Source organism: Mesorhizobium sp. M1342, from assembly GCF_040317955.1.
In the GTDB taxonomy this organism is placed as follows: Bacteria; Pseudomonadota; Alphaproteobacteria; order Rhizobiales; family Rhizobiaceae; genus Mesorhizobium.
Map to the genome: position 1 here is coordinate 1 of NZ_JAMYLI010000029.1, position 23,363 is coordinate 23,363.

Here is a 23,363-nt window from a genome sequence, read left to right on the forward strand (position 1 = left end):
ACCACCCCCCCCTCGGCAATCAATTCCCCCCCCCATAAAAACATGGCCCACCCAAAGAAAACCCATAAAACCACCGCGGGCGGCCACCGGCCGCCGCGGCTGGCGCCGGGGCGCTTGTCTCAATCCCACAATCGCCCTGGGAGGGCCGATGGACGGTGCGGCTCCGCTCTTTCGTATGGAAGGCATATCCAAGCGCTATGGCGGCGTACGGGCGCTGGAGAAGGCCGAGCTTGTCGTCGAAGCCGGCAGCATCCACGCCATTCTCGGTGAAAACGGCGCCGGCAAATCGACGCTGATCAAGGTTATGGCAGGTGTCGTGGCGCCCGATGAGGGCCGCATGACGCTGGACGGGCGCGAGGCGACCTTCGCTTCTCCGGGGGCCGCCAACAAGGCCGGCATCGTCTGCATCTTCCAGGAACTGTCGCTGGTCCCTGAGCTCAGCGTGGCCGACAACATCGTCATTTCCGATCCGCCCAAACGCTTCGGCATGATCGACCGCAAGGCGCAGCGCCGCATCGCCGAAGAAGCACTTGCTCGCGCCGGCGCCGCCGACATCCACCCGCTGGCGCTGGTCAAGGACCTGCCATTGTCGCGCCGCCAGATGGTCGAGATCGCCAAGGCATTGGCACGCAAGCCGCGCATCCTCATCCTCGACGAAGCCACCTCCGCGCTGACCGCCGCGGATGTCTCGAAGATCTTCGCGGTGCTCAAGCGGCTGCGCTCGGAAGGGCTGGCGCTGCTTTACATCTCGCACCGCATGAACGAGATCGCCGAACTGGCGGATCAGTGCACGGTGTTCCGCAACGGCCGCAATGTCGCCAGCTATGCAGCCGGCTCGAAGAGCGACAATGAGGTGGTCGAACTGATGATCGGCCGCGAATACAGCCATATCTTTCCGCCCAAGCCGGCGGCCGTGCCTGCCACCGCGGCCCCCAGGCTCGAGGCCCGCAAGCTCTCATGGGCCGACCGGCTGCACGATATCTCGCTGACCGTCAGGGCAGGTGAGGTGGTCGGCCTTGGCGGCCTCGACGGCCAGGGCCAGCGCGAATTGCTGCTCGCCTTCTTCGGCGTGCTGCGGGGCCTCAGCGGCCAGATCCTGATCGACGGCAAGTCTGTCTCGATCACCAGTCCATCCGTTGCGCGCGACGACGGCATCGGCATGGCGCTCATTCCCGAGGACCGCAAGACCGAAGGGCTGATGCTGCCGATGACGGTGCGCGAGAACCTGTCGTTCGCGGCGCTCGACCGGCTGTCGAAGGCCGGCATCATCGATCGCGCCGCCGAGCAGCGGCTGATCGACGACATGGTCGGCCTCTTGGCGATCAAGACGGCGGGCCTCGACATTCCGGTCGGCGCGCTTTCGGGCGGCAACCAGCAGAAAGTGGTCATCGCCAAATGGCTGATGCGCCAGCCGCGCATCATCCTGCTCAACGATCCGACGCGCGGCATCGACGTCGGCACCAAGCAGGAACTGTACCAGCTGATGCGCAAACTGGCCGACGCGGGTGCGGCGATCCTGTTCTACTCGACCGACTATGACGAACTGATCGGCTGCTGCGATCGCGTGCTGGTGCTCTATGACGGGGCGGTCAAGCGCGAGTTGGTCGGTGCCGAGATCACCGAGCGGGCGCTGATATCAAGCGCGCTCAACATCCATGGCGAGGAGAGCCCAGTGGGCCTGGGAGCAAGCGCGTGAAAGATTGGCGCTATTGGCTGGCCGAGCAGCGCGGAACGCTGCTGGCGTTCGGCATCTTCATCGTCATGTTCGTCATCTACACCTCGAACCATCCGGCGGGCTTCACCGCCAATGTCGTGCAGACGGCGTCGAACAAGGGTGTGCTGCTCGCCTTCGTCGCCATGGCGCAGACGCTGGTGGTGATCACCGCGGGCATCGACTTGTCCGTCGGCATGATCTTCCTGCTCACCAACTGCCTCGCCTCCTGGCTGGTGGTCGGCACGCCGATGCAGACGACGCTCGGTGTCATCGCCGTGCTGGCGGTAGGGCTGCTGTGCGGCGCGATCAACGGCGCCATCGTCATCTATGGCCGGCTGCAGCCGATCGTCGCCACCATTGCCACAGGCGCCGTCTATTACGGCATCGGCCTGTTGCTGCGGCCATTTCCGGGCGGCTCGGTCAATGAGGATCTGGCCGACGCGCTGACCGGCCGTGCGTTCGGCGTGGTGCCGGCGAGCCTGGTCGTCCTGCTGGCCGTCGTGCTGGTGATCTGGGTGCCGTTCAGCCGCTCGGTGCTCGGCCGCGCGGCTTATGCGGCGGGGTCGTCGGAGACGGCGGCCTACATGTCCGGCGTGCCGATCCGGCGCGGCAAGTTCGCCGCCTACACGCTGGCCGGCCTGCTGGCGGCGATCGGCGGACTGTTCCTGACCTTCTTCACCTATACGGGTGAAGCGGCCTATGCCAGCGGCAACTCCTACACGCTGTTTTCGATCGCCGCGGTGGTGCTCGGCGGCGTTTCGCTGTTCGGCGGCAAGGGCAGCGCCATCGGCGCCATCTTCGGCGCACTGGCCTTCCGCACCATCGGCGACCTGTTGTTCGTCTTCGATTTCGATCCGCTCTGGCAGCCGCTGTTCCAGGGCGTTATCCTGCTGGTCGCCGTCAGCCTCGGCGCCTTCGCCCTGTTTCGGGTCCGCAACCGGCTGGAGTGGTTCCTGTGAGCGAAACGACGCTTGGCGGCATTGCCGGCCGCGTGCCCAGATTCATCCGCCGTGCCGATCCGGCGGTGCTGACGGCCTTTGCCTGCATCGTTCTCTTGCTGTTCCTGGGCAGCCTCTATTCCAGAAGCTTCCTGTCGCCTGAATATCTTCTGCAGCAGCTCAAGGTGGCTTCATTCCTCGGCGTCATCGCCACCGGGATGATGCTGGTCATCCTGCTCGGTCAGATCGACCTGTCGGTGCCGTGGGCGGTGGCGGCGGGCGCCATGATGGCCTGCGCTGCGGCGGCCTACGGCCCGGTCGGCGTGGCGCTGGCCATTCCGTTCGGTATTTTCTGCGGCATGCTGATCGGCGTCGTCAACGGCATCGGCGTCGCCTATCTGCGCATCCCCTCGATGATCATCACATTGGCCACCAACGCCGTCGCGCAAGGGCTGATGGTGGTCTACACCGGCGGCTTCTCGCCGCAGGATTCGGCGACGGGCGCGATGCGCTACCTGGCGACCGGCTTCGCCATTCCTGGCGTGCCCAACGCGGTCATCATCTGGGCGCTGATCGGGGCCGCGATGGTGTTCGTGCTGACCCGTACCAGCTTCGGCCGCACCGTCTACGGCATCGGCAACCGCGAGCGCGCGGCCTATCTCTCCGGCATCGATACGCGGCGCGTGGTGATGATCGCCTTCGCCGTCTCCGGCGGGCTCTCGGCTTTCGGCGGCGTGCTTCTGGCGGGCTATGCCTCCAAGGCGGCGCAGTCGATGGGCGACGCTTATCTGCTGCCGTCGATCGCCGCGGTGGTGCTTGGCGGCACCTCGATCCTGGGCGGACGCGGCTCTTATCTCGGCACTGTCGCCGGTGTCATCCTGATCACGCTGCTGCAATCCATCCTGTCGGTCATGCAGATGCCGGAGGCGGGGCGGCAGATCATCTATGGTGTCGTCATCGTCGCCATGCTGCTGCTCTACGGCCGCGCGCCGGCAAGCCGCTGACAGTGGATGAAAAGGCAGCACAGGCGCCAGCGGGCGCTCCCGGCTCGGTGTCTCCGGCCATCGTGGTGATGGGCGTCGCCGGCTGCGGCAAGTCGGCCGTCGGTATTGCGCTGGCGGCCGCGCTGCGCGTTACCTTTATCGAGGGCGACAGGCTGCACCCGCCGGAAAACGTCGCACGCATGGCAAGCGGCGAACCCCTTACCGATCAACTGCGCGAAGGCTGGCTCAACGCGATCGGCGAGCGCATCGCGGAGTCGGTGGGCGGCCGACAGGGCGTGGTTGCCGCCTGCTCGGCACTGAAGCGCAGCTACCGCGACCGGTTGAGCGGCTTCTGCCCGGAAATCGTCTTCCTCTATCTGGAGATCGACCCTGCCACGGCCAGGCAGCGTGTCGGCAACCGCAAGGGCCATTTCATGCCGGCAAGCCTGGTCGACAGCCAGTTCGCCATCCTCGAGCCGCCGGCAGTGGAGGAGCGGGCCCTGACGCTCGATGCGACGCGCCCGGTCGGTGAGCTCGTCGCTGCCGCGGTCCGACTGATACGCCGGTCATGAACTTTCATCGTCAGTGCCGATGCCGGTGCTGTCCTGGGCCTCGGTCAGCCGCTGCCGGCGGGACCACGTCAGCATCTGCTCGGGGTAGAGCCTCAGCGCCTCCAGCAGGCGGTCACGCTTGAGCAGGATGTAGTGAGCCTGCACGGCCATGTTCTTGGCGCCATCCCTGGCGGTGTCCGTTGCCGGGGTGACAGACGCCTCCGGCGCCAGCGCGGGGCTGAGCACGGCCCGGTACTCATGTCCGTGCTTGAGCCGGCGCCCGCGACGCCGGACCGCCGATCGGCAGACACAACTTCAGAAATGTTGATTTCGAGGGTCGGACGAAGATATTCGTGTCGCTATTCCATATATGGCGTCAGCACATCTTCGATCCATTTCATGAATGCGCGGACTCGGCGCGACAGATTGCTCCGATGCGCAACGACGAGGGACACGGCGAGCGCCCGGCGACGAAAATCGGGTATGATCTCGACAAGCGCTCCACTCTCCAAGTATCGGCCAATGCCCAAGAGTGGCGCCTGAATCACACCAAGGCCGGCGAGGGCGGCGGCTTCGTAGGTCTGCGCGCTGTTGACGTGTAGCCCACCTGGCAACTGAAGCGTCGCGTAGCTGTCGCCGTCCGGATATTCCCATCCATAGGGTCTCGCGCCCAGCACCGTCGAAAAGTGAATTGTCCTATGTTCCTGACGCCGGAGATCTTCCAGCGACCGAGGGACGCCATGGCGCGCCAGATAGGCGGGGCTGGCAGCGTTGGCCATGCGCAACAGGCCCAGTGGGCGGGCAATCAGCGTCTCGTCCCGAATGGGTCCAAGCCGCAATACACAATCGAACCCCTCTTGAACCAGATCGACTTGCCGATCCGTACTCGACACCTCCAGCTCCAACTCGGGGTGCGCCGCCATGAAATCCGGCAAGGCCGGCACGATCGTTGTGCGCGCCACTTCGGTTGGAAGGTCGACCCGCAAACGCCCGCGAAGTGCCACGCGATCGCCGGCGAACATCGAGTGCAGATCATCGACTTCAGCAAGCAGATCGCGGGCACGGGCATGAAATGCGCGTCCGTCTTCCGTCAACCGCACGCTGCGCGTCGTCCGGTGCAGGAGCCTGACACCGAGATCTTCTTCCAGCTTCCGGACCGCCGTTGAGGCTCTCCCCTTTTGGATGCCCAGGCTGTCGGCTGCGCGGGTGAAGCTCCCCATTTCCGCTACCGTTATGAAAATGAGGATGGGTTCGAGATTTTGCATTTTCGTGCCCCGGTATTGTTTCCCGAAAAGAGAACAGTCGGTTCATTTCCTCGGTGTTTATCACGTCTTGGGGGCACAGTAAGCTTGGAACATGGGATCTTCCCAATGGAGAATGACAAGTGTCGGAAACCGTGAACCTGCATCAGACACCTGAAACTATGACCTTGCATCGCGCCCTGTGGGCCGGCCGGATAATGAGCGCGTTTGTCGTTATCGCTTTGATGGCAGACGGCACTGTTCAGCTTTTCGCGCCGGCACGGATCGCGAGCATGTTGCAGGAAACCGGGTTCGCGATGGACCTGACCGGTGTCGTGGGTCCGATCATACTCGCCTGCGCCATCCTCTATGCCATCCCGGTCACCGCCGTCCTCGGCGCGATCCTGGTGACTGGCTTTCTGGGAGGTGCCATCTGCGCCCATCTCCGCATCGGTGAGTTGGGGTCGCCGCCGGAAATCATTTCCCTGCTTCTGGGCGCGATGACCTGGGGCGGCCTCTATCTGCGCGATCCCCGTATCCGGGCCATTCTGCCGCTCATCCATTGAACCAACAGGGGCAGCTCTGTCCCTAAACATCAGGAGAAAACACATGTTCTTAGTAATGGGAATCACGGGAAACGTGGGCGGCGCGACGGCAAGGCATTTGCTAGCGCAAGGCAAGAAGGTGCGCGCGCTGGTTCGCGACCGCGAGAAGGCGTTGAGCTGGGCGAACCGGGGCGTGGAGCTCGTTGACGGCGATTGGAACGATTCGGCAGCCATCGAGCGAGCGCTCGAAGGCGTCGAAGGCGCGTTCGTCATGCTGCCCCCTGTCTGGGCGCCTTCGCCCGATTACAAGGAAGCAAAGGGCGTGATTGCAAGCTATGTCGAGGCGCTCACCAAGACAGCGCCGCCGCGAGTGGTTGCGCTTTCGTCTATGGGGGCGAACAGAACCAGCGGGCACGGGGTAATCGCGGCCTTGTCGCTTCTGGAGCAAGGTTTTCGCGACCTGACATCGCCAGTTGCTTTTGTGCGCGCAGGCGGATTCTTCGAGAATTTTCTTTTCGGGTTGCAGGTCGCGCAGGGCGGAACGCTGCCGGCTTTCTACAATCCGACAAACCGGAAATCGACAATGGTCGCGACGAACGACATCGGCGCGGAATTCGCAACGCTTTTGACCGGGCCAATGTGGTCAGGGCAGCGCATCGTCGAGCTTGGTTCGATGGTTAGCGCGGACGACGTCGCCGAGCAATTGGGCGAAGTCCTGAATCTCGACGTGAAAGCCTTTGCAATCCCGCGTGCGGGGTGGGCGGAGGCGCTCGAGCAATTCGGCATCCCGAAGGGCCACAGCGGACCTGCCGAAGAAATGTACGAGGCCGTGAATGCGGGATGGATGGACCTCGGTGTGGCGGGTACGGAGCACGTGGCGGGTACGACGTCCGCACGCGATGTATTCGAGGCTGCGTCCAATTTGAACGGGTAGGCCAAACTGTATGGGGTTCTCCTGTGATTTCAGGTCTTCGCAACCCGGGATTTGGAGAACTCCCTCTTCAATGGAAGAATCTCATGTCTGTCTGAGCGCGGTCAGCTTGCAGTCGGTGGTTTAGATCTGCGACGTCAGCTCGACCGGAAAATCGTCATTGTCCGCATCGCGCATGGCGGCGAGGCTGCGATTGTCCAGCACCTCGGCGATAGCCTGCCGCACCTCCAGCATCATGTGGCGGACCTGGCAGGTCGCCTCGTCGCAATCCTCGCAGCGCTGATACTGCGTGCGGCTGGCGCAAGGGATCGGCGCCAGCGGCCCGTCAAGCACGCGCACGACATGGCCGATCTTGATTTCGGAAGCCAACCGGGCAAGGCGGTAGCCGCCTTCCTTGCCTTTGCGGCTCTGGACGAAGCCGGCATTGCGCAACTCGCCCAGGATGGCATCGAGGAATTTCTTCGGGATATTGTTGGCCACAGCGATGTCATTGACGAAGGCCAATTGGCCGGCCGGCAGGCCAGACAGATGCACGAGGGCCTTGAGGCCGTATTTGCCTTTTTTTGTCAGCATGCCCAGATCAACCCATAAAAGCCCCAACCACTCGCATCTGCCGGCTGTTTGTGTGCAAATAATGACGTCTTCGCCCTGCGATGATGTTTCGCAAACAGCCACCAAATTGCACGTTAGGCATAAACGCGTTGATTCTTTGTAACGTTTTGCACTGAGAAGGCGGATATTCTGCTGATAACCAGGTTTTCGGCGTTCAAAAACGAAAAAAGCCGGCAGGGCGCCGGCTTTTCCGTCTACTCCGCAGATATCGCGGCCTTCAGCGGCTGCCGTAGGTCTGGTCGAGCAGGCCGCCAGCGGCGAAATGCTCTTTCTGTACTTTGTCCCAGCCGCCGAAGACGTCTTCCACCGTCAGCAGCCGGATATCGGGGAAATCGGCCTTGTATTTTGCCGCCACAGCGGCGTCGCGGGCTCTGAGGCCGTTGCGGGCGGCGATGTCCTGGCCCTCCGGCGTGTAGAGGAAGTCGAGATAGGTCTTGGCCAGATCGCGCGTGCCGTGCTCGTCGGCAACCTTGTCGACGATCGCGACGGGGAATTCGGCCAGCAGGCTGACCGAAGGCGTGACCTGCTCGAACTTGCCGTCGCCATACTCCTTGCGAATACCGCGCGTCTCCGACTCGAAGGTGATCAGCACATCACCGATCTCGCGCTGCACGAAGGTGGTGGTCGCGGCGCGGCCGCCGGTGTCGAAAATCGGCACGTTGTTGAACAGCTTGGTGATGAACTCCTTCACCTTGGCGTCGTCGCCCTTGAAGGCCTCCTTGGCGTAGGCGGTGGCCGCCAGATAGGTGTAGCGCGCATTGCCGGAGGTTTTCGGATTGGGGAAGATCACCTGCACGTCGTCGCGCACGAGATCGTTCCAGTCCTTGATATGCTTGGGGTTGCCGGCGCGTACCAGGAAGGACGGCAGCGAATAGAAGGGCGAGGCGTTGTCGGGAAAGTTCTTCTGCCAGTCTGCCGACACGAGGTCCTTCTTGACCAGGAAGTCGATGTCGGTGACCTGGTTGAAGGTAACGACATCGGCGCCAAGGCCCTCGGCGATGGCGCGCGCCTGCGCCGAAGTGCCGGCATGCGACTGGTCGACGGTGACGCCCGGATGCTGAGCGATGAAAGCCTTGTTGACCTGCACGAACAGTTCGCGGCCGACATCATAGGATGCGTTGAGCAGTTTGTCAGCCGACCAGGCCGGGGAGGATGCGAGGAACAGGCCGGCGACGGTGGCAAGCCCGAGGAAAAATCGCTTCATGAAAAGAGGCTCCGATGCAATGTGTTTATGGTCGGACCATAGCCGGGGTGCGTGGTGTGCGACGAGGCATGGGTCCGGGGATCAATGCATCGCTTCTAGAAAACCTATCCCCGGAATAGAAGGTTCGTAGTTTTTTCTTTCAAGTGCGACTTCGCCTCGGTGGACGCCGATCGTTCCAATTCGTTTGACTGTTCCGAAAAAAGATACACATTGTGTATGCAGGTGTGCTACGGGAGCGACAAGGAGCGCTGCCATGACAAAGACCACACCCGAGACCCACGCCAAGCCTGTCAATCTGCGCATCCGAGAGGATGTGCGCATATTGATCGACCGTGCTGCGAAAATACGCGGGAAGACCCGCTCCGACTTTATGATCGATGCTGCATATCGTGCGGCCGAGGACACGCTGCTCGACCAGGCACTGATCAAGGTGGATCCCGAGAGCTATCGGCACTATCTCGACATCCTCGATGAGACGCCAAGCGGTGAAGGTTTTGCACGCCTTATGAACGTGCCCAGGCCGTGGCAGGGATGATACTATCGGCGCCCGCGCCTCTGGCCGAAAATCACGATCTCGACCTTTTTCGAAGCGGGACGGAAAGTCTCGACCAATGGCTTCGCCTGAGGGCGCGAGCCAACCAGGTCAGCGGCGCGTCGCGTACCTATGTGGTGGCGGAAGACGCGCGCGTTGTCGGTTATTCCTGCCTCTCTTCGGGCGGGCTTGATCTCGCGCAGGCACCCGGCGCCATTCGTCGCAACATGCCTGATCCCATTCCGATGGTCGTGCTCGGGCGTCTTGCCGTCGACGCGGGCTGGCAAGGCAAGGGGCTGGGTGCCGCGCTGCTGCAAGACGCCGTTTTACGGGCAGGTCGCGCCGCGACGATCCTCGGGATTCGCGGGATATTTGTTCATGCCATATCGGATGAGGCGAAAGCCTTTTACGAACACTACGGTTTTGCGGCTTCGCCGAAAAACCCAATGACCTTGGTGCTGTCGCTGAAAGGCGTGACGAAAGGATAGTCGTGTCGCTCGAAGCATGAATTAAGCCGACCGCCATCAGACCGAAACGTTCCGGGGTGCGATGGCAGGCGATGTCTCCTGTGCCGAGTTTTCCCGGGCCTTGCACCGTGGCGCTGTTTGGCATATACAAATGGCATATACAAAAGAGCTGCAACATGCCCCAGAACCGTCATTCAACAACGCCGCCCAAGGAGGCGAAGCTGTTTCGCAACAACCGCAGCCAGGCGGTGCGCATTCCTGTCGAGTTCGAGCTTCCCGGCGAAAAAGTCCTGATCAGCCGGGAAGGCGATCGTCTTGTCATCGAGCCGGTTCGCAAACCTGGCCTCACCGCGTTGCTCGCCCAGTGGGCGAAAGAGCCGCCGCTCGATCCTGAAGACGACTTCCCCGAGATCGACGACACGCCAGTCAAATCCGAGGACATTTTCTAGATGCGGTTCATGCTGGATACGAACATCATCAGCGACATGATCCGAAACCCGGCTGGCAAGGCCGCGAGGGCAATGTCGCGCGAGGGAGATGACGCGGTTTGCACCAGCATCGTGGTCGCCTCGGAATTGCGATATGGCTGCGCCAGGAAGGGATCGGCCAAGCTGCTCAAGAAGGTTGAAGACTTGCTGGCCGAGATTCCTGTCTTGCCGCTCGATGTGCCGGTGGATGCCGAGTATGGCGGACTTCGCGCCGAGCTTGAAGCGGCAGGCCAGACCATTGGCCACAACGATCTTTTTATTGCCGCTCATGCCTGTGCATTGGGCGCCACGCTGGTGACCGCCAACACGGGCGAGTTCAACCGGATCAAAGGCCTGAAGGTCGAGAACTGGCTGGCGTAGCCCTCGACCAGAGGATCAAGCCGCCGGAAAAAGTTTCCAGCGTCCGGGGCGAAACGCCACCCGGCTTTTCTGCGCCGCGGGGTGGTCGACGGGCAGTTCGATTTCGACCCGCTGGCGCTCTCCGCCGATCTCAAGCTCGACCCGGCGCGTGCCGGCGACGCGGCGGCTGGCGGCGACCGTGCCGGCGATACAGCCGCTGCAGCCGTCCAGCAGTTCGACATCATGCGGGCGGAAATAGAGCGTCGCATCGCCCGAGGGCTCGTTGGGCGCGGCAATCCCGATCGGACGGTCGGCGAGCCAGATCTCGCCATTCTCGACCTTGACGGGAAGCGAGCTTGATTCACCGATGAAGCCATAGACGAAGGGCGAGTTCGGCGTGTCGTAGATATCGTCGGCGGTGCCGACCTGCTCGATGCGGCCCTGGCTCATCACCACGACGCGGTCGGCAAGCTCCAGCGCCTCTTCCTGGTCGTGGGTGACGAAGACGGTGGTATGGCCGGTGGCGTCATGGATTTCGCGCAGCCAGCGGCGCAATTCCCGGCGCACCTGCGCGTCAAGCGCGCCGAACGGCTCGTCGAGCAGCAGCACCTTGGGCTCGATCGCCATGGCGCGCGCCAGCGCCACGCGCTGCCTCTGGCCGCCGGAGAGCTGCGCCGGATAGCGCTTTTCGAGCCCTGAAAGCTGGACGAGGTCCAGAAGCTCGGAGGCGCGACGGCGGATCTCCTGCGCCGGCGGGCGCGACGGTCCGTGCCGGACCTTCAGGCCGAAGCCGATATTGTCCGCCACCGTCATATGCCGGAACAGCGCATAGTGCTGGAAGACAAAGCCGACATTGCGCTCCTGGATCGACTTGTGCGAGGCGTCCTCGTCGCCGAAGAATATCTTTCCCCGTGTCGGCCGCTCCAGCCCGGCAATCAGCCTGAGCAGCGTCGTCTTGCCGGAACCGGACGGTCCCAGCAACGCGATCAGTTCGCCCGACTTGATGTCGAGCGAGACGTCGTGAAGCGCCGGAAACCGGTCAAACTCCTTGCGCACGTTGGCAACGCGAACTTCCATAGTGGTCCCTTTGTCAGTGCCCGCGTGTTGCGGCGATCTCGGCGCCGTAGCGCATCTCGAGAAGTGTTTTCAAGACCAGCGTGACGAGCGCCAGGCCCGCAAGCAATGAAGCGACGGCGAAGGCACCGACGGCGTTGTACTCGTTGTAGAGGATTTCGACATGCAGCGGCATGGTGTTGGTCAGGCCGCGTATGTGACCCGACACCACCGATACCGCGCCGAACTCGCCCATGGCACGCGCATTGCACAGGAGCACGCCGTAGAGCAGCCCCCATTTGACGTTGGGCAAGGTCACGTACCAGAAGGTCTGCCAGCCATTGGCGCCGAGCGAAAGCGCTGCCTCCTCGTCGCCATTGCCTTGTTCCTGCATCAGCGGGATCAACTCGCGGGCGACGAAGGGGAAGGTGACGAAGATTGTGGCCAGCACGATGCCCGGCACGGCAAACAGGATGACGATGCCATGCGCTTTCAGCCAGGTGCCGAGCAGCCCTTGGGCGCCGAACAGAAGCACATAAACGAGGCCCGATATGACCGGCGAGACCGAGAAGGGGAGGTCGATCAGCGTGGTCAGGAAGGCCTTGCCCTTGAACTCGAACTTGGCGATCGCCCAGGCGGCGGAGATGCCGAAGACGATGTTGAGCGGCACCGAGATCGCCGCCACCAGCAGCGTCAGCCGGATCGCCGAGCGGGTGTCGGCACTGCCGAGCGCTTCGGTGTAGGCACCGATGCCCTTGGCGAAGGCTTCGTTGAAGACGATGATCAGCGGCAAGAGCAGGAAAATGCCGAGGAAGGCGAAGGCGACGGCCATCAGAGCCAGGCGCGCAGGGCGGCTTTCCGTGACCGCCGCCGACTGGCTTTCATGATGCGGTTCGTAGGATTTGATCTCCGGGTCAGCCATAGCGCTTGCGGCTCCATGACTGTGCGAGGTTGACGACCAAAAGCATGATGAACGACAAAGCGAGCATGATCGCCGCGATCGCGGTTGCCGCCGGATAATTGTATTCCTCCAACCGAATAACGATCAGCAGCGGTGCGATTTCTGATTTGTAGGGCAAGTTGCCGGCGATGAAGATGACCGAGCCATATTCGCCGACGCCACGCGCGAAGGCGAGCGCGAAGCCGGTGACGATGGCCGGCGCCAGGCCCGGAAACAGGATGCGGGTGATGATCTGGAAGCGATTGGCGCCAAGCGTGGCGGCGGCTTCCTCCACTTCCTTGTCGATCTCCTCCATGATCGGCTGCACGGTGCGCACGACGAAGGGCAGGCCAATGAAGATCAGCGCGATGACGATACCGAGCGGCGTATAGGCTACCTTGATGCCGAGCGGCATCAGCAATTTGCCGATCCAGCCGTTCGGCGCGTAGAGCGTGGTCAGCGCGATGCCGGCCACAGCCGTCGGCAGGGCGAAGGGCAGGTCGACCATGGCATCGACGATGCGGCGGCCGGGGAAGCGGTAGCGCACCAGCACCCATGCGACCAGCGTGCCGAAGACGACGTTGACCGCAGCTGCGACGAAGGCGGTGCCGAAGCTGATTCTCAGCGCATTGATGGTGCGGCGATCGGTGGCGATCGCCCAGAATTCAGGCCAGCCAAGGGCGGCCGAGCGCCAGAGCAGCCCGGATAGCGGGATGAGGATAATGAGGGTGAGGTAGGCAAGCGAGAAGCCGAGCGTCAATCCGAAACCCGGAATTACGCTCGGCTGCCTGAATCGCCACCCCGCCTGGGCGGGTGCTGTGGTCATGTCGTCCTGAATATCGACTGCTTACTGGGGCTTGTAGATCTGGTCGAATATACCACCATCGCCGAAATGATAAGGCTGTGCTTTTTTCCAGCCACCAAACTGTGGATCGTCGATGGTTACGAGCTTGATCGGCGGCAGCTTGGCGAGGTCTTCGGCCGGCACCAGATCGGGCTTGGCAGGACGATAATGGTTCTTGGCGATGATCGTCTGCGCTTCTTTGGAATAGAGCCAGCTCAGATAGGCTTCGGCGACCTTGCGCGTGCCCTTGGCATCGACATTGGCGTCGACCACCGCCACCGGCGGTTCTGCCAGGATCGAGGTCGGCGGGTAGACGATGTCGAAATTGTCGGCACCGAACTCGTCGAGCGCCAGATAGGCCTCGTTTTCCCAGGCGATAAGCACATCGCCCAAGCCCTTTTGCGCGAAGGTCACGGTCGAGCCGCGCGCGCCGGTGTCGAGCACCGGGGCATTGGCGTAGAGCTTGCCGACGAACTCCTTGGTCTTGGCCTCGTCGCCGCCGTCATTGGCGTTAGCGTAGGCCCAGGCGGCGAGATAGTTCCAGCGCGCGCCGCCGGAGGTTTTAGGATTAGGCGTAATCACCTGGACACCGTCCTTGACGAGGTCGCTCCAGTCGTGAATGCCTTTGGGATTGCCCTTGCGAACGAGGAAGATGATGGTCGAGGTGTAAGGCGCTGAATTGTTTTCGAATTTGGTGCGCCAGTCCGGATTGATCTTCTTCGCCTTCGAGACGATGGCATTGATGTCGCCTTCAAGTGCCAGCGTCACCACATCGGCGTCGAGGCCATCGATCACGGCGCGGGCCTGGGCGCCCGATCCGCCATGCGACTGCTGGACGGTGACCGTCTCTCCGGTCTCGGCCTTCCAATGCGCGACGAAAGCTTCGTCATAGGCCTTGTAGAGCTCGCGTGTCGGATCGTAGGACACGTTGAGAATGGTGGTATCGGCAAACGCGAAACCGAGCGTGCCGAACTGGACAGATGTGGCGACCAGTGCGCCGAGCAGTTTCCTGAAATGAGGTTTGGTCATTTCTGCCTCCGTTGAACCCGCGCCAAATCTACCGAATTGGTAGAAATTAGATGCATTCAATGTTGCCTTTTTTGCCCCTCTTGAGAAAATGTTCGACGCCATTTCGCCGTTAGGAGAAATATTTTCCTCTTGCGGCCAAAGGAAGAATCCATGGCCCGGCCACTCAGCCTATCTAGCAAGGGGCGGTGCCGAGGCAAGGTGTGGAATTTGGTCCGGTGCATCAATCGGCGGTGATGGGAAAGTCGAAACGCTGTCTGGCGAACGGTTCGCTTTTCAGCGTGAAGTGCCACCATTCCCTTGCATAGTTCTTGAAGCCGCCAGCGCGCATGGCGTCGACAAGCATCTTGCGGTTTGCCGCCGCTTCACTGGCAAGGCCGCGGTGGGCGGTTTCGCTCATCGGATCAAAGCAGTCGAAGCCGGTGCCGAAATCGAGCGTGTCGGCATCAACCGCGCCACAGGCCGGGTTGGGGCTGGACCTGCGGTCCGTCCGGGCGATGGCGACGTCGACGGTCGAGCCTCGTGAATGGGTCGACAGCTCTCCGACATAGCCGTTGGCGATCAGGTCGCTGCGCCTGACCTTCGGATACCATTGCGGATCGGGCGGCCCGCCCTCGCGCGTCCATTCATTCATGTCGGCGACGGCGCGGGCAGGGCGGTAGCAATCGAACAACACCAGGGTCAAGCCTTTGGCGGCGATCGCTTTCTGGACGGCGGACAGTGCCTTTGCCGCCTGCCCAGTGAGGATGCAGGCCGGGGCGTCATAGCCGTCCACCTTGCGATGCAGAAAATTATCCGATCCGGCGTAGCGTATGTCCTGGCGGATCGAGGGATCGACATCGGCGAGCCGGACAAAGCCGGCGGGCAGGGCATCGGCCAAAGCGGGGAGTGTGGTTGCCGCGATAAGGATTGTTGCTGCCAGTGCTGAGGCTGCTGACGATAGAAGATGGCGCGAGGCACCCCCCTCTGCCCTGCCGGGCATCTCCCCCGCAAGGGGGGAGATTGGCAGCTTTGCCGTTGCGTATTGTCTTTGACAGTTGGCGAAAGCGGAAAGGACATCCGATCTCCCTCCTTGCGGGGGAGATGGCCGGCAGGCCAGAGGGGGGTGCCTCGGAACAGGCATGGGGTGAGTATCCTGCTATCCGCTGAGCCTGTGGAAAGCCAATTCCATGAATCGCTTGGCGCGATCTATTCGACAAACACCTTCACACTCGCCGCACGCCCCGCGGCGTCGATGACGGTCAGTGTCGAATAGCCGGCGCCGTCGGGCTGCCAGGTCGCGGTGCGGCGACGGTCGATGCCAGTGAGCGGCTTGCCGTTGGCCAGCCAGCGGAACGGCGCGCGGCCGCCTTGCAGCTTCAGCACAAGCGGCGAGGCGTCGGCAGAGCTGGTGCCGAGATCGACGCGGGCGCCGTCGGGCGGGAAGATGATGGTCGGTGCGGGTTCGGTCACTGTCGCCTGCACCAGTCCGTCCGACCCGGCGCCGAAGCGGGCGAGCGTCACCGGGAGGTCCTCGCGCCTGGGGCTGAACATGCCGGGCGGTTTGCCCGGCAAGGGGACGGTGGCGATGCCCGAGCGGACAAAACCCTCGAACAGGATGGGAGCGGCCGAGACATAGCCGGAAAGGCCGGGCACCGCGCCGGCATCGGGGCGGCCGACCCAGACGCCCAGCACATAGCGGCCGTCGAAGCCGATCGACCAGGCGTCGCGGTATCCGTAGGACGTGCCGGTCTTGTAGGCGATGCCGCGCTGCAAGGCACCCTCGGGCGGCTTGACGCCCGACAATATGTCGATGATCTGCCAGTTGGCCTGACCGTCGAGGATGGTGGCGCTGGTGCGCTCGGCATTGGCAGGCTCGGTGCCATCATGCAGCGTGTGCGTCTTGCCGCCATTGGCGAGCCCTGTGTAGAGCTGGACGAGGTCGCGCAATGTCACCCCGACGCCGCCAAGACCGATGGCCAGGCCCGGGGCTTCGTTGACCGGCAGTATGGGGCTGACGCCGGCCTGGCGGAAGCGCGCCATCAGCCGCGTTGGCCCGACCGCGTCGAGCACGCGGATCGCCGGCACATTGAGCGACAATTGCAGCGCTTGCCGGATGCTGACATCGCCCTGGTAGCCCATATCGAAATTCTTCGGTCGGTAGCCGGAGAAATCGACGGGGCTGTCGTCGATCAGCGTTTCCTGCGCCACCAGGCCCTGTTCGAAGGCCAGACCGTAGATGAAGGGCTTCAGCGTCGAGCCGGGCGAGCGGACGATCTTTGTCATGTCGATCCAGCCGGAGCGGCTGGCGTCGAAGAAATTGGCCGAGCCGACTTCGCCAAGGATGTCGCCGGTGCGGGAGTCGGCCAGCACCATAGCGACCGACAGGCGAGGGCCGAGCTTGGTGGCCGCGTCCCTCGCCACCTGTTCCAGCCCCTCCTGGACGCTCTTGCGGATCGTCAGCTGCAAGGGCTGGCCGGGGACGGCCTTGGGCAACATCGCATAGGCGGCGTGCGCGGCGAGCGCCGGCAGCGTGCGGCGCAGGTCCGAGACATCGTCGAGGGCGGCCCGTGCGGCCTCGCGCTCGCCGAGCAGGCGGGAGGAGACCATTCGGGTCAGCACCCGGTCGCGGGCGGCGTGGGCGATCTTCAAATTGCGGTCGGGCCGGCGCTTTTCCGGCAGTTGCGGCAGAGCGACGAGCAGGGCGGATTCGGAAACGGTGAGCCGTTTCGGCTCCTTGCCGAAATAGGCGAGCGAGGCGGCGCGCACGCCTTCCAGATTGCCGCCATAAGGCGCCAGCGTCAGGTAGCGTTCGAGGATTTCGCGTTTCGACAATCGCCGCTCGATCTGGATGGCGCGCAGCATCTGCCTGACCTTGGAGCCGAGGCTGCGGCTTTCGCGCGGCTCGATCAGCCGGGCAAGCTGCATCGAAAGCGTCGAGCCGCCGGAGACGATGTGGCCGCTGGTGGCGAACTGGCCGGCGGCGCGGGCCAGCGCCAGCACGTCGACACCTCCATGGTCCCAGAAACGCTTGTCTTCATAGGTGACCAGCATGTCGACGAACTGCTTGTCGACCTGGTCGAGGCGGGTTTCGAGCCGCCAGTACCCGTCCGGCGTGGCAAAGGCGCGCAACAATTCGCCGTCGCGATCCTGGACTTCGGTGGAGACCGTGAGTTCGGCTGGAAGCGGGGGTGGGAAAGCACGGTCGAGTTCCCAGAGGCTGGCTGCGGAGAGCGCCAAAAGGCAGGCGCCCCCTGCGGCTCCAATAGCGAGTTTGCGAAGTATCTTCATGGCTGGAAAGACGCCCCCTCATCCGGCCGCTTCGCGGCCACCTTCTCCCCGATGGGGAGAAGAGACTGGCGCCGGCGCTGGTCGTCTCCTCTCCCCTCGGGGAGAGGTCGACCGAGCGAAGAGGAGGGCGGGTGAGGGGGCACTTTGCTTATCGCGTCCATCACCATCGGAGCCTTACGGCGCCTTGACCTCCATCATGCCGGTGGCGGTGCGGGCCGAATATTGCGGCCGGTACATGTCCTCCACCGTTGCCGCCGGGTGCGCATAGGTACCCGGCGTCACCGCGCGCACGACATAGGCGAGTGTCAGATTGTGGTCATGATCGCCATCGGCCGGGTTGAACGCCGCGACGAAACGGTCGTCGCGGAATTCGAGATGGGCCGCATCGGTCTGCGCCAGCCAGGAGAAGTTCGTCAGCTGGGCGCTGGAGACCAGGCCGGGATTGTCGATCTCGAAGCCGGCCGGCAACAGGTCGGTGACCAGCAGGCGCGACGGCCATTTGTTCTGCTCGTTGACCTTGAGCACGACGACATAGCGTTCGTTCTGCGTCGCCTCGGTGACATTGGCCTCGGTGCCGTCGAGCTTGTAGTAGGTGCGGCTGATGGTGAAGCCGTCGCCGCCGGCCGGCAAGGGCTGGACCGGCGACGCCACGGTGGTAACGACTGCCTGCAGCGGGGTCTTGCCGGTGTTGGCGATGGTCAGCGGGCTGTCGGCCAGGTCAGAGCCTTCCACCTGGTTGGAGTAGCCGCCGGAATGCGCCGCGCCATTGACGGCCAGCGTGATCGAATCATTGCCTTCCTTCAGCGCGCGGGCCGCAAGCAGCATCCAGGATTCGTCCTGGGTGCTGGTCCAGCGGGCTTCGGCGCGTTCCCTGGTCACCAGCTTGATCAGTTCCGGCACGATTGTCGGCACCGGCTTGGATTCCGCCGCCAGCGCCAGCATCGCCGCGCCATCACGCAGCCGCGAGCCGTAGTCGGAGCGGTAGTAGTCGTAGTCGGTGGTGGACTTTGCCAACTGCAAGGCAGTCTTGAAGGTGGCTTCGGCGCGCGGTGTATCGCCGTAGAGCGCCAGGCTTGCCGCCAGCTGGGCAACGGCCATCGGGCTTGAGAAAGCTTCGAGCTGGGTGTCCGCATAGTAGCGCAGGTCGCCGATCGAGGCCTTCTTGTTGCGGGCCAGAACGTAGAGGGCGTAGGCGATCTCGCTGCCACGGTCCTGGACGCTCTGGTCGTAGCCGAGCGAGTTCTGCAGATTGCTCAGCGCCTGGTTCATGGCCAGGCTCGGCACGTCGTATTTCTGCTCGCGCGCCCTGGTCAGGAAGTCCGTGACATAGGCATCGAGCCACAGATCGCCGGAGCCCGGACCCCACAGGCCGAAGCTGCCGCCCGAGGCCTGATAGCTCAGAACCTTGTAGATGGCGTCCTGGATGCGGCCATGGATATCGGGATCGCTGGCCATGCCGATGCCGGATGCCAACTCATTGACGTAGAGAAGCGGCATGGCGCGGCTGGTGGTCTGCTCGGCGCAACCATAGGGGTAGCGGTCGAGTGTCATCAGCAGCGACGGCACGTCGAAGGCTGCCGCCTGCGAAACGCCGACGCTGACGGAGGCGCCGTCAAGCAGGCTTGCCGCCAGCAGTTCCTTGTCGACGCGCAGCGCGCCGCCATTGCCCTTGAGGTCGACCACCAGCCGGGTGGTGACCGGCAATTGCGCCGGACGCACCGGTACATAGAGCGTCTGCTCGACCTTGGTGCCGTCGGCATGGGCGAGCTTGATGGTAAGCGAGGCATTGCCGGCCGTCTGTGCGATCAGCGGCACGGTCAGCGTCTGGCGCTTGCCCTGGGCGAGCGTCAGCTTCTGGGGCAGGGGCTTGTCGCCCGTCGACAGGTCGCCCGTCGTTTCGATCGAGAAGGCGTAGTCGCCGGCCGGACCATCGGTGTCGGCGACATCGATGCGCATGACGGCGGCGTCACCGGGCGCCAGGAAGCGCGGCAGTCCGGCGGTGATGACGACGGGATCGCGCACGATCACGTCGGACTGGGCGTGGCCGACCGCTTCCTTGGTCCAGGCGACGGCCATGACGCGCACGGTGCCGTTGAACTGTGGGATGTCGAAGTCGATCCGCGCCTTGCCGTCGGCGTCGAGCTCGACAGGACCGGAGAAGAAAGCGACCAGCTTTTCGGTCGGCGGGCTGCCTTGCGCCTGCATGTTGGCGCCGTCGCCGCCGGTCCTGAGCTTGCCGGTGTTGCCAAGCGAGCCGTCGATCAGGCGACCGTAGATGTCGCGGATTTCCATGCCCAGCATGCGCTGGCCGAAGAACCAGTTCTCCGGATCCGGCGCCTTGTAGTTGGTCAGGTTGAGGATGCCGACATCGACGGCGGCAACCATGACATAGGCATTGCTGCCCGGCTGCACGCCGGCGACCGAAACCGGGATCGACAGCTGTTGGCGCGGCATGGTCTTGTCCGGTGGCGTCAAGGTGACGGCGAGCTTCTTCGAGCCCGGATCGACCTTCAGCCATTTCACGCCGATGGCGCGCGCCGGCATGCGCGTTTCCTGCGCCTCGCCGGGCCGGAACAGGGTTGCGGTGACATAGGCGCCGGCGCCCCAGTCGTCGCCGACCGGGATGTCGACCGTGCTGCCGCCGGCCGGCACGGATGCCGTGACGGTCTTCAACAGCTTGTCGGAACCGATGTTGATGAGAAGTTCGCCGGCAAAGTGCGGCGAGACTTTCAGCCTGGCCACTTCGCCGGCGGCATAATTGTCCTTGTCGAGGGCGATTTCGAGGCCGTCAGGCGTTTCGGTGGTGGTCGAGGAGACATACCAGCCGGCATCGAACTCGTAGCTTGTCGCCGGTCCCTCGGGATCCGATGTCTCGACTTCGAGGCGGTACTGACCCCAGTCGACCGGCACGGAGACCGTTGCGTCGCCGTCGGCGCTGAGGTCGACCTGGCCGTTGGCGATCGACTTGGTGAAGTTGACCGGCTCGTAGTTCCAGGAATTGTTGGAGCGGTACCACTGGTAATTGCGTTCGACCTTGACCAGCGTCCACTGCGCGCCTTTCAGCGCCTCGCGCTTGCCGTCGGGATCGACGGCGATCAGGCTGAACTTGGCGGTGCCACCCTGCGGCACTTCATTGTCGGCGAAATCCGGACGGATGCCGATCATATGGCCTTGCGGGCGGATGCCGATGTTGAGCGAGCGCTCTATGGCGCGGCCGCCGGATTCGCGCATCCTCACCGTCACCTTGGCGTCGACCAGCTTGGTGGTCGAGGGCAGTTGGTCGACGGAGACCGGGAAGGTCACCTTGCCGTCATCGCCGACCACCGGCAGATCGGCGAGGGGGGTGACCGTGGGTTCGGCCGACTGCTCGTCGGCGAGACCGAAGGAAAAGCCCTGGAAGCGGTCCCAGTCGCGCGACGTCGACAGCGTCAGCTCGCCTTCCAGCGCCAGGCCGGCCGCCGGAGCGCCATAGAGGAAGCGGCCGTCAATGTCGATATTGGCGGTTTCGCCCAGGGCGATTTCCTGCTTGTCGGCCTTCATGTCGAATTCGATGCGATCCGGTACGAAATCCTCGACCAGGAACATGTGGCTGGCCACCGCCGGCTGCTTGGGATCGGTGTAGATCGACACCGACCAGGTACCGCGCATGGCGTTGGGTTCGAGCGGCAGGTCGACGGCATGGCCGCCCGCGGATGCGCCGTCACTGACGATACGGCGGTTTTCGACACCGTCGGGGCGCGAGAAGATGAAGGTCAGCGGCAGGTTCTCGACTGCCTTGGCGGCGCCGTCGCGAGCAAGGGCCGCGACATGAACATCCTCGCCGGCGCGGTAGATACCGCGTTCGGTCCAGGCATAGACGTCAAGCGCACCGGGCGCCGCGCGCCCGGTGACGCCGCGGTCGGACAGATCGAAGCCGGCCCGGCCCATGTCGAGGAAGACGAAATCATTGTCGCCCTGCTTGGCCATCAGCACGGCCGGCACCATGCCGCCGTCGCCGCGCGTCAGGCCGGGGTTGAAGACGGCATGGCCGTCAGCATCCGATGTCGCCGTGCCGAGAACCTCATTGTTCCTGGCAACCAGGGTCAGTTCGGCGCCTGCTATCGGCTTGGCACTGCCCAGCGAACGGGCAAAGACATTGAGCCCGTCCTGGCCGGTATAAGTCGACAGGCCGATGTCGGAGACGACGAACCATTGCGTGGCCATCGAATTGTAGTCGTCGCTCTTGTCGTTGACGGCCTGGGCGGTCAGCACGTAAACGCCGGGCTTGCGCTGCGGCACCGCCTCGTCGACCGGGAAGGAGGTGGTGACCTCCTTGTTGAGATCATTGGCGATGTCGAGCTGGCCTTGCCAGACCGGCGCGCCCATCTGCTCGGAAATGTTGGAGATGTCATAGCCGTCGAGCTGGTGCAGGAACTGGTAGCCCGACAGAAGCTGGGCGAGCGAACGATCGCCGATGCGATAGAGCTTCATCTCGGCGGCGTTCATGTTGACGGTGACGATCGGAATGCCACGGCGCGCGCCAGCCGGCAGCACGAAGCTGTCACCGGTGAAGCGGGCGGACGGTGCGCGGTCCTGCACATAGATCGACAGCACCACGGGGGCCGCGGTCACTTCGCCGATTGCCGCCGGCAGGCCGGCGCGGAAGGTGACGTCGTAGTGCTGGCCATGCTCCAGTCCTTCGACGCAGATTTGCTTGTCCTTGGCCTCGACGCCCTTGGGCGGTGCATTGTCCACGGTGACGAACTGCGCGTAGTCGACGCCGGTCTTGACCAGATCCTGGGAGAATTGCACGCAGATGCGCGGCGCGCTGGTGTCGGCGTCGACGGTATGGTCGATGACGCGAAAACCCTTGCGGGCCTTGAGATCGGCATAGTCGGCCTGGACCGCCGGCGAAGGGTTCAGGGCAAGGCTGGCCTCATAGGCCTGCAGCGCCGGCCGGTAGAGATCGCGCTTGTCGAGCCCGTTGCCGAGCAGCGCCAGCACTTCGGCGCGCGTCTTGGTGGTGCGCAGCAATTTATAGGCATTGAAAGCGGCCGACGTGCCGTTCGCCGGCAAAGTGGATGCTTCGGAGGTGCTTGCGGCGGGCTGAACGGCCAGCGTTTCACGCGCCAGGTCGAGCCAGAGCTGGCCATCATCGGGCAGCACCGAGACCGCGGCCTCGTATTTCAGCATGGCGGAGCGGTGATCGCCGGTCAGCACGGCCTGTTCGGCGGCGCTCAGCAAGGCAGCCATGCCTTCTGTCGGTCTGTCATAGGCCGGGCCGAGCAGCTTGTTGCGGTATTGCTGGGCCTGATCGGACATCCAGTTGGGGAAGAAGGCGAGTTCCGGCGGCGCGCCGATATCAGGGTCGCCATCGATGTTGACGACCTTGCCCGCGACCGCGCCGTTGAAGGTTTTCAAATGGTTGTAGTCGGATTTGAGGAAGCACCATTTGGCTTTTTTGTTGTAGGTGAAGGCGCGGCAGGCCGGGTCTCCCAGGCATGTCGTCTTGCACTGGTCGATTGTCACATTCTGGTCGGACCTGAGATCAAAGCCGAAATAATCGGAATTGTCAGTTGTCGCTATTCGCCGGGCCTCGGCCGCTTGCGCGGCGCTGCTCCAGGCCAGGACATTGGCCCAGGCAAAAAACACGAGAATCAGAATCGAAAGACCACGAGCCGCGCGCATTGCCATAACACCCCTCCA

Annotated in this window: 21 protein-coding genes; 10 read left to right on the forward strand and 11 right to left on the reverse strand. The window is 63.5% G+C overall.

Going from position 1 to position 23,363, the window contains the following annotated elements; translation table 11 throughout:
• Positions 1 to 148 precede the first annotated feature (148 nt).
• Genes NKH06_RS25665 through NKH06_RS25680 form a run of 4 tightly spaced genes read left to right on the forward strand, consistent with a single transcriptional unit; the run spans position 149 to position 4,207 of the window.
• Positions 149 to 1,696, forward strand: a complete 1,548-nt coding sequence (locus NKH06_RS25665; protein WP_023813235.1) for a sugar ABC transporter ATP-binding protein — start codon at positions 149 to 151, stop codon at positions 1,694 to 1,696.
• On the forward strand, positions 1,693 to 2,673 hold the full coding sequence (locus tag NKH06_RS25670) for an ABC transporter permease (RefSeq protein ID WP_023813234.1): 981 nt from the start codon (positions 1,693 to 1,695) through the stop codon (positions 2,671 to 2,673). The genes NKH06_RS25665 and NKH06_RS25670 overlap by 4 nt, the downstream gene beginning before the upstream one ends.
• Positions 2,670 to 3,656, forward strand: a complete 987-nt coding sequence (locus tag NKH06_RS25675) for an ABC transporter permease (RefSeq protein ID WP_023813233.1) — start codon at positions 2,670 to 2,672, stop codon at positions 3,654 to 3,656. Before NKH06_RS25670 ends, NKH06_RS25675 begins: the two co-directional genes overlap by 4 nt.
• A gap of 2 nt (positions 3,657 to 3,658) precedes the next feature.
• Positions 3,659 to 4,207, forward strand: coding sequence for a gluconokinase (locus NKH06_RS25680; protein WP_023813232.1), 549 nt, complete (start codon positions 3,659 to 3,661; stop codon positions 4,205 to 4,207).
• On the opposite strand, the gene NKH06_RS25685 is transcribed toward NKH06_RS25680, so the two are convergent.
• Together NKH06_RS25685 and NKH06_RS25690 are read right to left on the reverse strand one after the other, a co-directional pair.
• Positions 4,202 to 4,432: a hypothetical protein gene (locus NKH06_RS25685; RefSeq protein WP_023813231.1), complete on the reverse strand. Its 231-nt coding sequence runs from the start codon at positions 4,430 to 4,432 to the stop codon at positions 4,202 to 4,204. The two genes, NKH06_RS25680 and NKH06_RS25685, sit on opposite strands and share 6 nt — an antisense overlap.
• 113 nt (positions 4,433 to 4,545) lie before the next feature.
• Complete coding sequence (locus NKH06_RS25690) at positions 4,546 to 5,451, reverse strand: LysR family transcriptional regulator (RefSeq protein ID WP_023813230.1); 906 nt, start codon at positions 5,449 to 5,451, stop codon at positions 4,546 to 4,548.
• A gap of 119 nt (positions 5,452 to 5,570) precedes the next feature.
• Between NKH06_RS25690 and NKH06_RS25695 the strand changes: the two genes are divergently transcribed.
• Together NKH06_RS25695 and NKH06_RS25700 are read left to right on the forward strand one after the other, a co-directional pair.
• Entirely contained in the window at positions 5,571 to 5,993 is a 423-nt protein-coding gene (locus NKH06_RS25695) for a DoxX family protein (RefSeq protein WP_023813229.1), read from the forward strand.
• 43 nt (positions 5,994 to 6,036) lie between these two features.
• Positions 6,037 to 6,906 (forward strand): NmrA family NAD(P)-binding protein, encoded by an 870-nt coding sequence (locus NKH06_RS25700; protein ID WP_023813228.1) that lies wholly within the window; start codon positions 6,037 to 6,039, stop codon positions 6,904 to 6,906.
• A gap of 120 nt (positions 6,907 to 7,026) precedes the next feature.
• On the opposite strand, the gene NKH06_RS25705 is transcribed toward NKH06_RS25700, so the two are convergent.
• Both NKH06_RS25705 and NKH06_RS25710 read right to left on the reverse strand, forming a co-directional pair.
• Positions 7,027 to 7,476, reverse strand: coding sequence for an RrF2 family transcriptional regulator (locus NKH06_RS25705; RefSeq protein WP_023813227.1), 450 nt, complete (start codon positions 7,474 to 7,476; stop codon positions 7,027 to 7,029).
• A gap of 256 nt (positions 7,477 to 7,732) precedes the next feature.
• Positions 7,733 to 8,719, reverse strand: coding sequence for a sulfate ABC transporter substrate-binding protein (locus NKH06_RS25710; protein ID WP_023813226.1), 987 nt, complete (start codon positions 8,717 to 8,719; stop codon positions 7,733 to 7,735).
• A gap of 253 nt (positions 8,720 to 8,972) precedes the next feature.
• On the opposite strand from NKH06_RS25710, the gene NKH06_RS25715 reads away from it, so the two are divergent.
• The 4 genes from NKH06_RS25715 (at position 8,973) to NKH06_RS25730 (ending at position 10,566) form a co-directional block, all read left to right on the forward strand.
• Positions 8,973 to 9,254, forward strand: coding sequence for a type II toxin-antitoxin system TacA family antitoxin (locus NKH06_RS25715; protein WP_023813225.1), 282 nt, complete (start codon positions 8,973 to 8,975; stop codon positions 9,252 to 9,254).
• A complete protein-coding gene (locus NKH06_RS25720) occupies positions 9,254 to 9,739 on the forward strand; it encodes a GNAT family N-acetyltransferase (RefSeq protein ID WP_128303536.1) in 486 nt (161 codons plus the stop codon). The genes NKH06_RS25715 and NKH06_RS25720 overlap by 1 nt, the downstream gene beginning before the upstream one ends.
• Positions 9,740 to 9,894: 155 nt before the next feature.
• Positions 9,895 to 10,167, forward strand: a complete 273-nt coding sequence (locus NKH06_RS25725) for an AbrB/MazE/SpoVT family DNA-binding domain-containing protein (RefSeq protein WP_023813223.1) — start codon at positions 9,895 to 9,897, stop codon at positions 10,165 to 10,167.
• On the forward strand, positions 10,168 to 10,566 hold the full coding sequence (locus NKH06_RS25730) for a type II toxin-antitoxin system VapC family toxin (RefSeq protein WP_023813222.1): 399 nt from the start codon (positions 10,168 to 10,170) through the stop codon (positions 10,564 to 10,566). It begins immediately after the preceding gene.
• Between the two features lie 15 nt (positions 10,567 to 10,581).
• Here NKH06_RS25730 and NKH06_RS25735 read toward each other — a convergent pair whose 3' ends face one another.
• The 7 genes from NKH06_RS25735 to NKH06_RS25765 form a co-directional block, all read right to left on the reverse strand.
• On the reverse strand, positions 10,582 to 11,622 hold the full coding sequence (locus NKH06_RS25735; RefSeq protein ID WP_023813221.1) for a sulfate/molybdate ABC transporter ATP-binding protein: 1,041 nt from the start codon (positions 11,620 to 11,622) through the stop codon (positions 10,582 to 10,584).
• Between the two features lie 13 nt (positions 11,623 to 11,635).
• A complete protein-coding gene (gene cysW / locus NKH06_RS25740; RefSeq protein ID WP_127270916.1) occupies positions 11,636 to 12,520 on the reverse strand; it encodes a sulfate ABC transporter permease subunit CysW in 885 nt (294 codons plus the stop codon).
• Complete coding sequence (cysT, locus tag NKH06_RS25745; protein WP_013530875.1) at positions 12,513 to 13,364, reverse strand: sulfate ABC transporter permease subunit CysT; 852 nt, start codon at positions 13,362 to 13,364, stop codon at positions 12,513 to 12,515. Before cysT ends, cysW begins: the two co-directional genes overlap by 8 nt.
• 21 nt (positions 13,365 to 13,385) lie before the next feature.
• The gene (locus NKH06_RS25750; protein WP_127271865.1) at positions 13,386 to 14,411 is read right to left on the reverse strand and encodes a sulfate ABC transporter substrate-binding protein; all 1,026 of its coding nucleotides are present in this window, start codon (positions 14,409 to 14,411) and stop codon (positions 13,386 to 13,388) included.
• Between the two features lie 220 nt (positions 14,412 to 14,631).
• Positions 14,632 to 15,288: a M15 family metallopeptidase gene (locus tag NKH06_RS25755; protein ID WP_502895930.1), complete on the reverse strand. Its 657-nt coding sequence runs from the start codon at positions 15,286 to 15,288 to the stop codon at positions 14,632 to 14,634.
• 308 nt (positions 15,289 to 15,596) lie between these two features.
• Positions 15,597 to 17,678, reverse strand: coding sequence for a penicillin-binding protein 1C (gene pbpC / locus NKH06_RS25760; protein WP_352722521.1), 2,082 nt, complete (start codon positions 17,676 to 17,678; stop codon positions 15,597 to 15,599).
• Positions 17,679 to 17,852: 174 nt separating this feature from the next.
• Positions 17,853 to 23,351 carry an alpha-2-macroglobulin family protein gene (locus NKH06_RS25765; RefSeq protein ID WP_352894529.1) on the reverse strand — a complete coding sequence of 1,833 codons (5,499 nt, stop codon included), beginning with the start codon at positions 23,349 to 23,351 and terminating at the stop codon, positions 17,853 to 17,855.
• Positions 23,352 to 23,363 lie beyond the last annotated feature (12 nt).

Bases quoted from the DNA above. Each gene is read 5' to 3' on its own strand.
- NKH06_RS25665 (WP_023813235.1), top strand. From the start codon at position 149: ATGGACGGTGCGGCTCCGCTCTTTCGTATGGAAGGCATATCCAAGCGC.
- NKH06_RS25690 (WP_023813230.1), bottom strand. From the start codon at position 5,451: ATGCAAAATCTCGAACCCATCCTCATTTTCATAACGGTAGCGGAAATG.
- NKH06_RS25700 (WP_023813228.1), top strand. From the start codon at position 6,037: ATGTTCTTAGTAATGGGAATCACGGGAAACGTGGGCGGCGCGACGGCA.
- NKH06_RS25705 (WP_023813227.1), bottom strand. From the start codon at position 7,476: ATGCTGACAAAAAAAGGCAAATACGGCCTCAAGGCCCTCGTGCATCTG.
- NKH06_RS25710 (WP_023813226.1), bottom strand. From the start codon at position 8,719: ATGAAGCGATTTTTCCTCGGGCTTGCCACCGTCGCCGGCCTGTTCCTC.
- NKH06_RS25715 (WP_023813225.1), top strand. From the start codon at position 8,973: ATGACAAAGACCACACCCGAGACCCACGCCAAGCCTGTCAATCTGCGC.
- NKH06_RS25725 (WP_023813223.1), top strand. From the start codon at position 9,895: ATGCCCCAGAACCGTCATTCAACAACGCCGCCCAAGGAGGCGAAGCTG.
- NKH06_RS25730 (WP_023813222.1), top strand. From the start codon at position 10,168: ATGCGGTTCATGCTGGATACGAACATCATCAGCGACATGATCCGAAAC.
- NKH06_RS25735 (WP_023813221.1), bottom strand. From the start codon at position 11,622: ATGGAAGTTCGCGTTGCCAACGTGCGCAAGGAGTTTGACCGGTTTCCG.
- cysW (WP_127270916.1), bottom strand. From the start codon at position 12,520: ATGGCTGACCCGGAGATCAAATCCTACGAACCGCATCATGAAAGCCAG.
- cysT (WP_013530875.1), bottom strand. From the start codon at position 13,364: ATGACCACAGCACCCGCCCAGGCGGGGTGGCGATTCAGGCAGCCGAGC.
- NKH06_RS25750 (WP_127271865.1), bottom strand. From the start codon at position 14,411: ATGACCAAACCTCATTTCAGGAAACTGCTCGGCGCACTGGTCGCCACA.
- pbpC (WP_352722521.1), bottom strand. From the start codon at position 17,678: ATGAAGATACTTCGCAAACTCGCTATTGGAGCCGCAGGGGGCGCCTGC.
- NKH06_RS25765 (WP_352894529.1), bottom strand. From the start codon at position 23,351: ATGGCAATGCGCGCGGCTCGTGGTCTTTCGATTCTGATTCTCGTGTTT.